The organism is Maridesulfovibrio sp., from assembly GCF_963676065.1.
In the GTDB taxonomy this organism is placed as follows: Bacteria; Desulfobacterota; Desulfovibrionia; order Desulfovibrionales; family Desulfovibrionaceae; genus Maridesulfovibrio.
Genome location: NZ_OY780933.1, coordinates 407,896 through 422,684 on the forward strand (window position 1 = coordinate 407,896; position 14,789 = coordinate 422,684).

Consider the following 14,789-nt stretch of genomic DNA (forward strand, 5'->3'; position numbering starts at 1 on the left):
GCTACATAGTAGTATCAAGTCCGGCGATTCGGGTAATTTCACCGGATATTTTGCTTGTCTCTGCTGAAACTTCGGAAAAAGCCGCAATTGCAGCAGTCTTGTTTCCGCATGATTTTATTACATTACCGGAGACCCCGGTTTCACTTCCTGCAACCTTTGTGAGTTCCCCACAAACCTCTGAGAGATCACCCGCAACTTCAGTAACTTGACCTGCGAGATTCTCCAACTCTCCAGCCAGCTTGTTGGCTTCCCCAGCCAGACTGGAAGTTTGTCCGGCTAATGCATTATGCTGGCCGACTAACTTATCATGATCTCCCTTCAATTCCTGATGCGCTTCTACAAGTTCAACACATTGAAATCTTAACTGCGTTGAGTCTCCTTCCAATTTCTCTACAGTAGCGTGCAAGTTTTCTTTTTCAGTCTCGAGCCTGCGGGCGGTACCAAGCACCAGCCCATTTTTTGTAGCAGTTATCTCATTGAGTATGGCGAGTTTTATTCCGGTCTCCATACCGACAACGATATCTTCCTTTAGAGCGCCGAAAAATTTGGTATCGTTACCGATATTCACAAGCTGCGAAAATCCCACAACAACCTTGCTTTCATTGCCGAGGATATAGCTGGCAATGTTTTTACCGTTGATCTTGATATTACCCTCGGTGGAAAGAGCCAGACTTTCTTCTTTCTTTTTCGCTTCAATCTGCTCGTCAGCTATCTGCTTTACCTTTTCTTCGGACATTGAGCTTTCGCCGCCCGCAGGTTCAGCAGCAGCTGATCCAAGCCGCACATAGGTGTTATCTTTAGGAGTTTTAAGGTGCATGCCCTCACTGCCCTGCTTATCCTGAATATGGAACAGGTTCTGACCTCCGGTGACGATAACGCATTTGGTCTGGTTGGCATCTTTGACCATACTGGGATTTTCCGGATTGGGAGCAGCTGACTGAATGATGGGACGGTCCGGGTCTCCCTCTACACATGTGATCAATACCTCGGTTCCTTTATGCAGAGGGAAATGCATGCCGTGATTGGAGCCTCCGTAGGGCTGGGCCATGCGCAGCCATGTGGTTGCCTTGCCGCCGCTGCGACCGGACTCGTCAAAAGGCATAATTACCTTGTAGCGCCCTTCACCATCGAGCTCGGCATACTGCCCGCTGCCCGAAGCATCTATCTTGGCATTAATGGTCCCTGAGAACTTGGGCTTCACTGCCTTGCGCTCAGCCCGGTACTGGGTCTGGGCCGGGATGCAGCTGAATGAATTGCGATAGTACAGACGGTCCGCGTCTTCCGCTAGATTAAGCCCCAGACCGGAGACAAGATACGCTTCCTGACTGCCTTCATGAACCACTTCGGTAGTCAGATAACGCTGGTTGAAATCCTGACGGTAGTGATCTTTTAGCTCAAAAATATATCCGGTGCGTATGTAAGGAACCGTGGAAACACCATGAAAGAGCTTTTCCCGACAGAGAAATTCCTGTGCCCTTATCTGTGCAAGACGGCTGCCTTCATCCGGGGTCTTGAAATGTTCTCCGTAAATATAAATTTCACCCATGCCCTGCGCTGAGACCATGGCCTCGGCCTTCATTTCAAGGCTTGGCTTGCGGTAGTTGTAATCCTTAAGCAGAACCTTTTTCGGCAAAGGCTGCTGCTTGAGCATGAAATTCTTAACAATCTCTTCACGATGGGTGTAATCAAGATTGCTGGGCGGGGCATATGTCAGGCTGGTTCCTTCTTTCATAGGCGAATGGGAGATATGGGTGTCGGTGATAACCATTTTTTCACCCTGCTCGGTCTGCTCAAAATAATAATACATACCGTCCCGCTCCATCCAGCGGGAGACAAAATTAAAATGGGATTCATCGTACTGGCAGACATACTCCCACGAGGGGTAGGAGCTCTGTAGCTTGAAATCAAAATTCAAACCTTCTTTGAGACCGGCCTTTTTAAGCACATCTCCGAGGACCCCCTGCACATTCTCATTCAGGAAAATCTGATTACAATGGGTCAAGGTGGCCCACCAGAGTTTCGGAACCAGCTCAGCCCTGTAAAAACAGACTTTCCCGGCCTGATGGAGCTGTTCAAACGAACAAAGCATTCCCTTGAACGGAATATCCCCATCATCACGCTTGATGGTGAACTCCGCGGGATTCTGAAGGATGGAATTCAGATCGAGATCATTTTTATCCGAAATCAGCATGATGCTGAACCGATAGATAGTCGATAAGCCTTCGGTGCCCTTAAAACGGACCACGCTAAAGGTATTCTTATCCGCACCCTTGGACTCGAAAACAAACTTGGGCTTGGAGCTGTCTGCCATAAAATTACCCTCTCATACTCTTTACTCAGCGGAAAATTCCATGCTGAAAGATCCATCCTCATCCACACCGAGATGGACTGCCGCCGGCATACCGCCCCCGGTCATATGCATCAGGATTTCCTTCGACATCTTCGGCAGCACATTGCCATTCAGGATATATTCAATGTTACGGGCTCCGGTCTCCACTTCCGTGCAGCGGGCCGCAATCTGATCCACTACGTCTGCATCGTAGGTCAGCTTCATCTTATTGTTGGCGAGGAGCATTTTTTCCAGTTTACCGAGCTTAAGCCGGGTAATCATCTTCATGGCATCGGGATTAAGACTGAAGTAGGGGACCACGTTCATACGCGCCAGAAGAGCAGGCTTGAAATGCTGGGAAAGGATGGGCCGGACGGCCGAAAGCACCGCGTCCAGAGGAATTTCATCCTCTTCGGCTGTCATTTCCTGTATGACATCAGTGCCGAGATTGGAGGTCAGGATAATAATGGTATTCCTGAAATTAATATCCTTGCCTTCACCGTCGGTGAGCACTCCTTTGTCAAAAACCTGATAAAAGGTATTCATGACATCCAGATGAGCCTTTTCCACTTCATCCAGCAGAACAACGGAATACGGCTGACGGCGCACAGCCTCGGTAAGCATGCCGCCTTCCCCGTAACCGACATATCCCGGAGGAGAACCGATCAGCCGGGAAATAGTATGCTTTTCCTGAAATTCACTCATATTCACGGTGACTACGGAACGCTCATCACCGAAAAGCAGATCGGCAAGCGAAAGCCCGGTCTCGGTTTTACCCACACCGGAAGGTCCGACCAGCAGAAAAACGCCGATGGGTTGATCCGGGTTCTTGATTCCCGCCTTGGAAGCCCGAATAACTTCGGCGATGCCTGCAAGTCCCTGATCCTGCCCCTTGATGCGCACTTTGAGCTTATCATCAAGATCAGCGACAGTGGCTGCTTCATCCCGGGCCATCTTGCCCACCGGGATTCCTGTCCAGTCAGAAACAACGCGGCCCACCAGATCGGGAGAGACCTCAATCTGGACCATGGGATCTTCGCCTTGAAGCTTAGCCAAAGCTGCATCCGCCATATCCAGCTCGGCTTTAAGCTCCGCCATATCCTTATCATCTTCGGCGGCATCAGTTGCAGCATCATCAACGGAGGCTTCTGCCTCTGGATCAGCTTTGCGGGCTTCCTGAATTCTGGCCCGTATATCCAGTACCGCATGGGCGGCGTCCCTTTCCTTAAGCCACTTTTCACTAATTTCAGCCGCTTCGGAATTTTTATTTTCAATCTGTTCAAGAAGCTCACTGTAATGCTCTTCATCCACTTCCACGCCGTTACTGCGGTCCCGGTCCACGGCTGCTTTTTCCCGCTCAAGAGCCTGTACCGTGCGCTGGCAATCCTCCAACACTCCGGGCTTGGCAGAAAGATTAACTTTGACGCGCGCGCAAGTCGTATCCATCAAATCAATAGCCTTATCAGGCAGGAAACGTCCGGTAATGTAGCGGTCGGAATAAACAGCGGCAGCCACGTTGGCGTCATCGCGAATAATCACATTGTGGGCCTTTTCATAACTCTCACGCAGTCCGCGCAGAATTATGGTCGAAGTTTCAACGGAAGGCTCATCCAGCTTGACCAACTGGAAACGGCGGGCGAGGGCCGGGTCCTTTTCAAAATATTTTTTGTACTCCGTCCAAGTGGTAGCGGCGCAGGTTTTGAGCTCCCCGCGGGCCAGTGCGGGCTTGAGCAGATTTGCGGCGTCCGCGCCTCCGGCTGAACCTCCGGCCCCGACCAGAGTGTGCGCTTCATCAATAAACAGGATTATCGGTGTTTCACTTGATTTTATCTCATCAATGACCCCTTTAAGCCTGTTCTCGAATTCTCCTTTCATTCCGGCTCCGGCTTCCAGCAGCCCCATATCCAGTCCGAGCAGAGTCACATCACTCAAAATTTCCGGCACATCACCTTCGGTTATACGCAGGGCAAGACCTTCTATAACCGCGGTTTTACCTACCCCCGGTTCACCAACAAGGATGGGATTATTTTTGCGGCGGCGAGCGAGGATATCAACCATCTGACGCATTTCCGGGTCACGGCCGAAGACCGGGTCAATTCCGCCTTCACGAGCTTTTGCGGTAAAATCAATACAGAAACGTTCCGTGAATCCGCCATCACCTTTTGACGGGGCCGTGCCTGATGCTCCCGGCGCTGCAGCGGGCATTTTGTATTCCACCGAGTTTTTGGTCACGGTCCAGAATTCACCCAGCAGGGTCTCACGGTTGATTACTGAAAAGAGATCACCATAACTGCCGGAAGCGTAAAAATTAGGTTTACCCAGAAAGGCCAGCAGCACCGCCCCGGAGCGGATACGGGTTTCGCCAAGTTCCACAGAAGAAATCAGCCATGCGTCTTCAAAAAGCTCCAGCAGCATGGGAGAAAATACCGGTTTGCCTGAATTTCCGGTCTTGAAATCCTGCAACACATCTGTAAGCGCCGCAGTTATGCGCGGTCCCTCCACCCCGTACTGATGAAAAATGAGCGGCAGGTCACTGTTTACTTCCTCGATACATTTAATAAAAAAATGTTCAACAGAGACTTCGTAGTTACTCAGCGAAACACTGAGACCGGCTGCGTTGTGCAATGCGTTAGTGCAGAAAGTATCCAGTTTTGAAAGTAAATTTCTTATATCGACATTGATCATGCTCCGTACCTCTCATGGATGTGTCCGCCTTTATTGGGAAAAGACGCTTTTGCATGTTCCAGATGTTCCCCGGAAAAAACCCAAGTATCGCAACCGAGGGATGACCATTCCTCTCCGCCCAGCACCGCCGTATTGGCCTCTCCGGACGTCATTTCTAGAACCAGATCGTATTTAAAAGGTTCCACCAGATAACCGCGCACCAGATTGTCCAGCTTATCGCCGTCTACCGCGCCGGGCAGTAATTGATGAAAATGACCGGAATTCAAATTACTCAAATGCACCGCCAGTTTACTGTTACGGTCTTTGAGCTCCTCCCCGATCCACGAACGCTCACCGAGCACATTGGAATCATGCCCGAGGTAAAAACGCTGGTCCTCGGGGATTTTGACCTTACGCATCACGCATTGCTCCACCTCTATATCCGTATGCTCTAAGGAATCCTTGAGCAGGGTTTCAAGGCCAAGCGCACTGCGCGGATACTGAGTCAAAAGGCCGATATGGCGGTAACGCCTGCATTCAGGGGGGACATGGGAAAAAGCTTCGGCGTGTCCGTATCCGAGCAGGCTGTCCAGCCGTTCCAGCCACGACCCGTCTTTTTCATCCACAGCTTTAATCATCAGCCTCGAACGGCTCCAGGCCCGGAAAAACTGGGAATATGCATTGTTGTTGATAATATCCAGAAAATCACGGGTTACGGTTTTGTCTTCAGCTGCCTCGGCCAGCAACTCCTCGGTATAAAAGACCGGAAGTGGTGATGAAGCCCCGTAAAGGCCCAGAAAGGTGGTGACAAGATGATATAGGTCACCGTCTTCTTTTTCTTCCTGTTCAAGATCGGTAAGGTCTGTGGCCGGAAAGCCGAGAGAAAGCTGGGGACGCACCCGCAGATGATCACGAAAAAAAGCTTCCAGATCCTTACCTGTGCAGTTATGCGAATGCAGCCGCAGCAGACGGATGGCCTGAAAAAAAGAATACCCGGTCGGTTTTACGAACAGGTTTCCGGTTACAGAAGCGGACGGTTCCCGATCATCGCAGTCCACTCGTAAATCTCCTTGTTTAAAGTGTCTTCAACGGTCAGCTTTGTGAAGCAATTGACCGATGCATACCCGGAAAAAAAACGGTTCATCACTGAACTGAAAAGATATAAGTCGCCGCTATTGGCAAAACCATCACAATTAAGAGACATCTTGATTTCCCGCCCGCGCATGACCAGCCCCCGCACCAGACGGTCTCCTTCGCTCACCTTCATACCGGAAACAGCCTCCACCCGTTTGGTATTGGCCACCACCGCGCCCCGGTCACGGGTATCCGTAAAGACATAAAGTTTAACCATGGCCCGCAGGCTTTCCACATCCGCAACGGAAAGGTAATTGAGATAAAGATGCGAAAGCAGACGCCAGAGCAGGTTCTTACCCAGTGGGGGCTGTACCGGAGATGTAGGCTGACGGATATTCTCAAACGAAGCCAATTCCGGAGAAGTGCTCGTTGGCTTGCTGATATCACCGTAGCGCAGTTTTTCCGGCAGCGAACCGTTGGTGCAGGTAAGTGCCATGGAAAGAGTTTCGGTGACCGGGTCATTTCCCTGTGCTGGATAGGCAACGGAGACAAAAAGATCGGTTTTATCGCGCACCGGAGAACGACGGTGATGCACAGTGTAGACAGGCAACTCCCCGGCCTGAGGATTGAACATATGAAAAGGCTTGTAGGCTTTTTCCTCCACCGTGCCCTGCACGTATCCCGTCACCGAATCCACGGAATAAACCTGATAGTCATTGCCGGAGTCACCGGACGGTCGAACTTGATATTCCGGGCGCTTATGATCCAGAATCACAGGCTCTGCGTCACGCTTGAACAAATTGATGGCCGGAGTGGCAAACAGGCAGATATCTTCTTTGGTGAACCGCTCAAAGCTCAGAGGTATCTTCTCGAGTTCCAGTGTAATCCGAAACTTGCCGGAAGCTCCCCGGTTACGCCAGTTTCCCAATCCGTCAATCTCAAAGAAAAGAAATTTTTCCGGTAAAATAAAATATTCCTGCAGGATTCTATAGCCGGGAAAAGATTGCGAAGGATAAGGCAGCAGCGCTTCATCATCTTCAAACCCGACAGCTTTCAGGCTCTGCTTTGGAAGAACGCAGAGACTGCCGTCTTCACTGCTGATATCAATTCCACGGATATAGTTAAATAATAGCTTGTAACGGCTTGAAGCACTGGCGGCATCACCGGTCAGGTGAAAGCGCAGGGTTGGATTCTCCCACTCATCAAGCGGTATACCCGTAAGCTCAAGATCGATGGTCAATGCTCCCGAAGTACCGGCGCCTTTTTTTAAATTTACATCAGTTATGGTCAAAGGATGCAGGTCAACATCATAAGTAGTCGAAAAAGTGCAGGGAACCCCGCTTACAGGTATGGAAGCGATCTGCGAACCGACCGGAACACGGATGGTTTCCATTAAACTTGGTTTCGGGGTGAATTTTACAATTGTAGTGGAAGGGATCGGCCTTAAGTAGTGCGGAAAAATAAGTTGCACCAGACCGTGTATTATCTCCGGGAATTCATCGTCCAGCTTCTGATTGATCATACCGGACAGGAATGCTGAACCTTCCAGCAGCCTTTCAACATCGGGATCGGCGCCCGATCCGGTCAGCATGGGAGCCAGTGCGGGGTGTGTCTTTGAAAACTCCACCGCAAGTTCACGCAAATGGCTAAGTTCCCTCTGATAATACTTTTCGATCATGTGATGCATGCCTCCAGCGGCCCTGCCGGGAGCCTTAAACCATTTTCCAAAAGGGTTTAAGAATCCCAAAATGTTCTAATAGGGCTTTGCCGCGTTTGTTATCGCTCCTGCTAGCTATCCTTCACTGAAATCTGACCGTCAGGATCGAGAACCGTCTCAAACACGACAGGCATATCCTGTCCTTCAAGGGCAAGCCTGCCCTGCAGCTTGAAATACAGGGCCAGCGGATTGTCTTCCATGGGCACAAACTGGATATTCACGTTTGCCAGCCGTGGTTCATATTTTAGAATGACCTCGGTCATGGATTCCTCGATGGAGCGGACCGCATCAAGCCCGGTAGCCCCGATCATGGAAGTAAAGTCCGGTACCCCGAAATCATTGGCGATCTGAGCATTTCCCTGCCGGGTATTCAAAATCATACGCAGGTAATCCAGCACAGACTTAATCACCTGCCCCGGCTCGGCAGAATCGCGCCAATCCGGGTCCTCTTCCATGAAACGTATCCGTTCAAGCAAGCGCTGAGTGATCAATCTTCCCCCTTTTCCTGAAGCGGAGGAAAATCCCGCTTCAAATTATTTCAACCCGACTGTTCAGGCTGCAATCGCGAAGCCCGGTAAATGTTTTTAAAATTCTTACTCCCCTTACTAAAAGGGGTTAAGGCCCCCGGCAGGAGCCCCGCGAGGCCGCCGGAGGCTTTTCTGGCGTTACCTAGCTGGATTTCCAGTCGTCGGTATATTCAATATTACCGTCAGCGTAGGTCCAGGTAATTTTGGAATAGGTGAAGCTCACATCTTCCATGTCGTGATAGCCCTTGTTATCGGGCAGGAAGGTAATCGGCTTGTAGCTGTGCAGATTGACTATGATCGCTTCTTCCATCTTGATGGTGTAGTACTTCTTTTCAATTCCTGTCGCATCGATATGGTAGTGATCGATTTCAACAGTGAGCTGTTCCCCTTTACAACAGGCCTGAGCCAGTTTCGGAGACGCATTGTCCACGTGTTTAGTCACGGTAAACGGCTTATGGATACGTTGTCCGGTGGGAAGGCCGGTATGGGTGTCTTTGGGGATTTCCACATTATGATCCAAAGCATAGATCAGCATGGTATCTTTTTTATCCCCGGCCTGTGTGCAATCGCCTTTGATCTGTCCTTGAGTCTTTCCTGTTACCTTCATATACGAAGTAAGTGCCATAACCCTTCTCCTCAAAATTCATGATTAAAGGTTGACCATTTAAGCGGCTGCCGCACCATGGGCAGGGGCAACAGCCGGACTCTTTCGGCTGACTATTCCTTTTCCAGCTTGCCCACCAGTGAAAGGGTAAAAGCGGCTCCCATATACTTGAAATGCGGGCGGGCCTTCAGGGAGACCTGATACCAGCCCGGATCTCCTTCCACATCACTGACCTCGATTTTGGCCATGCGTAAGGGACGGCGACTGCGTACACTGGGGGCAGGATTGTCCATCTCGGTGACATACTGGGAAATCCAGGTATTAAGCTCACGTTCCAGATCGCCGCGTTCCTTCCACGTACCTATGTTTTCACGCTGGATGACTTTGATGTAATGAGCCAGACGGTCCATAATCATCATGTAGGGCAACTGAGTGGAGAGCTTGTAGTTGAGTTCGGCTTCCTTGCCTTCTTTGCTGGTGCCGAAGAACTTCGGTTTCTGGCAGGAGTTGGCAGAAAAGAAGGCTGCGTTATCGCTGCCTTTACGCATGGTCAAACCGATAAAGCCTTCCTCGGCAAGCTCGAATTCCCGACGTTCGGAAAGCAGGACCTGCGTAGGAATCTTGGTCTGCACCGCTCCCATTGCCTCATACTGATACAGGGGTAGATCTTCCACTGCCCCGCCGCCCTGAGGACCGATTATATTGGCGCACCAGCGGTATTTAGCGAATGAATCCGTCAACTTGGAGGCAAAAGCAAATGCAGTGTTGCCCCAGCAGAAATCATCATCGCCGTTTGAAACAGTTTCCTGATAATTAAAGCTCTTGGCCGGAAGGGTCTCCGGTCCATAAGGAAGCCGTAACAGGAATTTAGGCAGGGTCAGCCCCACGTTGCGGGCATCATCCGATTCACGGAAAGAATTCCACTTAGTGTATTGCGGCATTTCAAAAATAGACTTCAGATCCTTGAGATTGGGCAGCTCGCTCCATTTCTCAATGCCGAAAAAATCAGGGCCGGCAGCGGCGATAAACGGCGCGTGAGCCATGGCCGAAACCGATGCGGTATACTGCAGCAGTTTCATATCCTGCGGGCCGGGACCGAAATCGTAATTCCCGATAATCGCTCCGAATGGCTGTCCCCCAAACTGTCCGTATTCTGCGGTATAAGCCTGCTTGTAGAGGCCGGATTTGGTGATTTCCGGGGCATCGTCAAAATCGTCCAGAAGATCTTCCTTGGAAACATTCATCATCTGGATGCGCACATTTTCCCGGAAGTTGGTGCGGTCTATCAAAAATTTCAACGAACGCCACGAAGACTCCATTTTCTGGAAATCCTTATTGTGGATGATGCTGTCCATCTGGGATGAAAGCTTTTCATCAATCTGGGCCAGCATATCATCAACCAGATTACCGGAAACCTTGGCACCCTGACGTTCAGGCTTAATCATTTCTTCAAGAAAAGCCTGCAAACCGGCCTTGGTCACGGAATAAGCTTCGTCTTCGGGTTTGAGCTTGGTGGCTTCCACAATATCATCAAGAAGCGAAACCTCAGCTGTTGATCCGGCATCCTGCTGTTGTTCGAGTTTTTCTTCTGCCATGGATATTCCCCCTACTCGATTCCAAGTTCTTTAAGCAGTTTTTCGCGCGCGCCGTCATCCTTGACCAGTTCCTGAACCTTTTTCCTGAATTCCGGCACGTTTGAGAGCGGACTTTTCAGGGCTTTCAGGGCCTCGCGCAGTTCCATGAGTTTCTGCAGCTCAGGAACCTGCTGGATAATCCGGTCCGGATCAAAATCCTTAAGGCTGTTAAACTTGAGGTTGACCGCCATCTGCGCATCGGCTTCACCGCTAAGTTTATCTTCGACGCTGAGTTTCAGATCCAGATCCTGAGCCTTGAGTACTTCGTTGAAATTGTCCTTATCGATATTTACCGGATCACGGTCCTCGACCATGCGGTCATCATCCTTCTGGGTAAAATCGCCTACCACCAGCAACTTTAAAGGAAGCTCAACCTCTTCTTTGGCATCCCCGGTTTCGGGCTTGTAAACGATATTGACCCGCTCCTTGGGTGCTACGGAACCTTCTTTAGCCATATTCGAGACCTCCGCTGAAAAGTTTTTAAAAACAGTCCAAAACGTCTAATTAACTCCGTTTATCTTCAGACCCTCAACAGGACTGAGCCTGCTGATTCGCTGTAAAATTTCAACGCTCTTTGCAGCCGAATCCGGCCCGCCTTCCGCCACTACCGCTTCATAAGCGGCAAGCAACCCGGATAAAGCCAGTTCCGGCTCCCACTGCTCAAGGCCGAAAGAATCAATATGCTCCAGCAGCCCGGCGGCATGTACTTTACCAACCCCGACCTGCCCTTCTGCGGTAAGCAAAGCGGTCAAACCGGTGCGCAGTCTAAAAACAGACCGCAAGGAGTTAGATGTATTAATCATACCACAAATAAGGGATATTGCCTCCAATAATTTCTTACTTGAGGCCAATTGGTTCGCTTTAGCCATTATTTCAGTTGTTTGATCCGTTCCCGTCTCCGTTCCTCCCGTACTGCCCCCACTTTTGCCCAGTGACTGCAACCAGGAACGGGTTTTGGCATCTGCAAAGGACGACCCGTCGGCAAAGCTGAGGCTCCCCAGTCCGGGCAGGCGCTGCACATAAAACTGCGTTTCCATTTCCAATGCGGACAGCGCGGAACTATAATCTTCGCCGAGTCCTTTGAGGGCTTGTGCGGACATACGGCTCAGGTCGAGCCAGAAAAGATATTCCCCGACGCGGGACTCCGCCGCACGCAGGGCACCGGCAAAATCCCCGGACTTGAGCTGACTGGAGATTGATTCCTTTACCGGACCGTCCGGGGCGGGAATCATAGTCCGTCCGTTTTCAGCTGGAGGCTGCGAAGTAATCGGCGCCCATGCAATCATGCGGCGCAGTCTGTAACCGTTTGGATCGGCTAAATCGTTGGCAAGAAGATATTCGGAAACAGGGCTTAATGCGAAAAGTCCGGCCTTAAAGCCGGCTACACATTCTTCGGAAGAACTAATCGCCCCCACACTTACGGCGACCTGCGGAGCTGATGCCGCAGCAGAGGAATCAGTCGATTCGGGAACAGCATTTTCCTCTACAGGCTCCGGCTGTTCAGGTTCAGGTTCAGGGGATGATTCTACCGGTAATCGATCCACATAATTTGATAACTCGTGCAGAACAGGCGCATCGTCTGATTTCTCTGCTAAAGTCGAGTCTAAATCTTCAATTCGCTTAACCAAAAGGTCGATAACATCTTTGTGTAATTCGGGGCCGTCATATTTTTTTATAAATTTTTCGGCATTTTCCATCCACCAAGTGATCGCCCCGAATCTTCCGCGCATGCGCTTTTTGACCGGATAAAGGGTATCCCAGAAATTTGTAACCAGATCGAGCAGAATCTGCGTCCCGGCGGAAAGGCCCTCTATCCCTTTGAGTTGCAGCAGCCCGACCCCGACATAGGAAGCGACTTTCAGGTCCTTGGATTTAGTGCTCAGAATGACAGAACCGAGTTTGATCACATTTTTCCAATCAACGGCTCCTCCGGCAGTTGCGCTGGCGAGTTTGTCTATCTCCTGCTGCAGCAGGTCGTATTCCTGATCGTATCGGGCATCATCCCCGGCCGGTTTTGCATCGCTTATCGGCTTCCGGCCCAGATTTAAAAGTTCCATCCGTCCTCCACAATCAATCATATGCTGGGGTTATACTCAGACCTACCCTGAAACACTGCGTACAGGATGCGGATGGTAAAAACATAACACACTTACTGGCCGTAGGAAACAAAGGGTAAAAAAAAGCCCCCGGACCGGGAGCATGTTCTGGCTTTAAAAAGGCTGATTATGCCCAACGGTGCAGACGTATGAATCGGCGGAGTACAAAAAACAAAGGGCAGCCCGAAATCGGGCTGCCCTTTTCCATTCTGTAATACAGTAACGACTAATCTGCGGTAATAACTTCCATACCGCCCATGTAAGGACGCAGAGCTTCAGGAACTACAATGGAGCCGTCTTTCTGCTGGTAGTTTTCAACCACAGCCACAAAGGTACGCCCAACAGCTAGACCGGAACCGTTCAAGGTATGGACGAACTGTTTTTTCTTGCTGTCCTTGGGCTGGAATTTGATGTTGGCGCGGCGAGCCTGAAAGTCCACGCAGTTGGAGCAGGAAGAAATTTCACGGTACTTATCCTGTCCGGGCAGCCATACTTCAATGTCGTAGGTCTTGGCGGAACCGAAACCCATATCGCCGGTGCACAGGGTAATAACCCGGTAATGCAATCCGAGACGTTTGAGAATCTCTTCGGCATGTCCGGTCATTTTTTCAAGCTCTTCAAAAGACTTATCAGGATGGGCGAAACGGACCATCTCCACTTTGTGGAACTGGTGCTGACGGATCAACCCTTTGGTATCCTTACCGTAGGACCCTGCTTCGGAGCGGAAGCATGGAGTAGGCGCACAGTAAGCGACAGACAGATCTTCTTCATTGAGCACTTCATCCCGGTGCAGGTTGGTCAAGGGCACTTCCGCTGTGGGAATCAGGAAATATTCCCAGTCTTCCAGCTTAAAAAGATCCTCGGCGAACTTGGGCAGCTGTCCTGTACCGAAAAGAGAGTCACGGTTCACGATGTAGGGAGGAATCACTTCGGTATAACCGTGGTCTCCGGTCTGCACATCAACCATGAAAGATGTCAGCGCTCTCTCCAGCCTTGCGCCCCATTTCTTGAGCACGGCAAAACGGGCTCCGGTGAGCTTTGCGGCGCGTTCAAAATCAACACCGCCCAATTCTACGGCCAGATCCCAATGTTCACGCGGGGTGAAATCGAACTCTGGCTTTTCGCCCCAGTGCCGGATTACAGGATTATCGTCCTCGGATTTACCGAGAGGCACGGATTCATCAGGAATATTCGGGACAGCGGAAAGCCATTCGCTCTCTGCGCTTTCAATATCTTTAAGATCTTCATCAAGGGCTTTGATTTTGCCGGAAACTTCACCCATATGGGCAATAATTTCAGAGGCATCACCACCTTCCCTTTTTATCTTTGCAATCTCGCCGGAGGAGGAGTTGCGCTCGGCCTTGAGGGATTCCACTTCCTGCAGGAGGGCCCTGCGGCGGGAATCCAGATCGCTGAATTCATTAACATCAAGTTTAGAGCCTCTTTTCTCAAGGCTTTCGCGAACTACATCCAGATTGTTCTGTACAAATTTCAAATCGAGCATTTCATTCTCCTGGTATCATCATATATAAAAAGGGCTCTTCTCAAGCCGCTGTCATGCTAGTAGCGAATCTAAGCGCACTAATAAAGGGTATTTTTACAGCAAAAAGCATAAAAACATCTACAACCCATCAATTCCCCTCGCCTTATTATCATAAACGCAGACGATATTTGCATAAATTCCGGCTATAAGCAGCAATGCCATAAGACTCTCCCACCAGCAGGACAAGAAAACATATATCACGCTGGCAAAAATGCCGAAAGCCTGCAGTCCCTTTTTCCAGCCCCAAGGATGTTCAAGCCATTTCCGTTCATGCTCCAGAGCCTTAGCTACCAGAACAAACGGAGGATCAGGATCAACCAGTTCAAACATAGAAACAGCAACTCCGGCAATAAAAGCAAGAGTCAGAGAAATGGACTTCATCCATACCGCAACAAGCAGCACAAACAAAGAGCTGATCATGATAATCCAGTTCCAGTGACTTTGGTGTCTTTTCCAGACAAAGGCGGTAAGATTCTTAAGAGCCATTCCGGGAGAGTAGCACTTCACCTGCCGGTAAACAATATGCAGCACAGCCCACTTTCTGGTCAGCGGGATAATTTTGAGTTTCCTGACGCATTCTCTTCAAATACAATTAAAATAA

Annotated in this window: 11 protein-coding genes; all 11 read right to left on the minus strand. The window is 50.2% G+C overall.

Annotation, left to right across the window (positions count from 1 at the left end; genetic code table 11):
- Window position 1: 1 nt before the first annotated feature.
- The 11 genes from ACKU35_RS01790 to ACKU35_RS01840 all read right to left on the minus strand — a co-directional run bounded on the left by ACKU35_RS01790 (window position 2) and on the right by ACKU35_RS01840 (window position 14,719).
- Entirely contained in the window at window positions 2-2,311 is a 2,310-nt protein-coding gene (locus ACKU35_RS01790; protein WP_319762562.1) for a type VI secretion system tip protein TssI/VgrG, read from the minus strand.
- Between the two features lie 21 nt (window positions 2,312-2,332).
- Entirely contained in the window at window positions 2,333-5,014 is a 2,682-nt protein-coding gene (gene tssH, locus ACKU35_RS01795; protein WP_319762564.1) for a type VI secretion system ATPase TssH, read from the minus strand.
- A complete protein-coding gene (gene tssG / locus ACKU35_RS01800; RefSeq protein ID WP_319762566.1) occupies window positions 5,011-6,051 on the minus strand; it encodes a type VI secretion system baseplate subunit TssG in 1,041 nt (346 codons plus the stop codon). The genes tssH and tssG overlap by 4 nt, the downstream gene beginning before the upstream one ends.
- Window positions 6,015-7,745, minus strand: a complete 1,731-nt coding sequence (tssF, locus tag ACKU35_RS01805) for a type VI secretion system baseplate subunit TssF (RefSeq protein ID WP_319762568.1) — start codon at window positions 7,743-7,745, stop codon at window positions 6,015-6,017. Before tssF ends, tssG begins: the two co-directional genes overlap by 37 nt.
- Window positions 7,746-7,855: 110 nt before the next feature.
- A complete protein-coding gene (gene tssE, locus ACKU35_RS01810) occupies window positions 7,856-8,275 on the minus strand; it encodes a type VI secretion system baseplate subunit TssE (protein WP_319762570.1) in 420 nt (139 codons plus the stop codon).
- 178 nt (window positions 8,276-8,453) lie between these two features.
- The gene (locus tag ACKU35_RS01815) at window positions 8,454-8,936 is read right to left on the minus strand and encodes an Hcp family type VI secretion system effector (RefSeq protein ID WP_319762571.1); all 483 of its coding nucleotides are present in this window, start codon (window positions 8,934-8,936) and stop codon (window positions 8,454-8,456) included.
- A 92-nt stretch (window positions 8,937-9,028) separates the two neighbouring features.
- Complete coding sequence (gene tssC, locus ACKU35_RS01820) at window positions 9,029-10,510, minus strand: type VI secretion system contractile sheath large subunit (protein ID WP_319762573.1); 1,482 nt, start codon at window positions 10,508-10,510, stop codon at window positions 9,029-9,031.
- 11 nt (window positions 10,511-10,521) lie between these two features.
- Window positions 10,522-11,004 (minus strand): type VI secretion system contractile sheath small subunit, encoded by a 483-nt coding sequence (gene tssB, locus ACKU35_RS01825; protein WP_319762575.1) that lies wholly within the window; start codon window positions 11,002-11,004, stop codon window positions 10,522-10,524.
- 45 nt (window positions 11,005-11,049) lie between these two features.
- The gene (gene tssA / locus ACKU35_RS01830) at window positions 11,050-12,606 is read right to left on the minus strand and encodes a type VI secretion system protein TssA (protein WP_319762577.1); all 1,557 of its coding nucleotides are present in this window, start codon (window positions 12,604-12,606) and stop codon (window positions 11,050-11,052) included.
- 265 nt (window positions 12,607-12,871) lie between these two features.
- Window positions 12,872-14,149: a serine--tRNA ligase gene (gene serS / locus ACKU35_RS01835; RefSeq protein ID WP_319762579.1), complete on the minus strand. Its 1,278-nt coding sequence runs from the start codon at window positions 14,147-14,149 to the stop codon at window positions 12,872-12,874.
- A gap of 117 nt (window positions 14,150-14,266) precedes the next feature.
- Window positions 14,267-14,719, minus strand: a complete 453-nt coding sequence (locus tag ACKU35_RS01840; protein ID WP_319762581.1) for a hypothetical protein — start codon at window positions 14,717-14,719, stop codon at window positions 14,267-14,269.
- Window positions 14,720-14,789 lie beyond the last annotated feature (70 nt).

Excerpts from the sequence above, each read along its gene's own strand:
- ACKU35_RS01790 (WP_319762562.1), bottom strand. The coding sequence starts at position 2,311 with ATGGCAGACAGCTCCAAGCCCAAGTTTGTTTTCGAGTCCAAGGGTGCG.
- tssH (WP_319762564.1), bottom strand. The coding sequence starts at position 5,014 with ATGATCAATGTCGATATAAGAAATTTACTTTCAAAACTGGATACTTTC.
- tssF (WP_319762568.1), bottom strand. The coding sequence starts at position 7,745 with ATGATCGAAAAGTATTATCAGAGGGAACTTAGCCATTTGCGTGAACTT.
- ACKU35_RS01815 (WP_319762571.1), bottom strand. The coding sequence starts at position 8,936 with ATGGCACTTACTTCGTATATGAAGGTAACAGGAAAGACTCAAGGACAG.
- tssC (WP_319762573.1), bottom strand. The coding sequence starts at position 10,510 with ATGGCAGAAGAAAAACTCGAACAACAGCAGGATGCCGGATCAACAGCT.
- tssB (WP_319762575.1), bottom strand. The coding sequence starts at position 11,004 with ATGGCTAAAGAAGGTTCCGTAGCACCCAAGGAGCGGGTCAATATCGTT.
- tssA (WP_319762577.1), bottom strand. The coding sequence starts at position 12,606 with ATGGAACTTTTAAATCTGGGCCGGAAGCCGATAAGCGATGCAAAACCG.
- serS (WP_319762579.1), bottom strand. The coding sequence starts at position 14,149 with ATGCTCGATTTGAAATTTGTACAGAACAATCTGGATGTAGTTCGCGAA.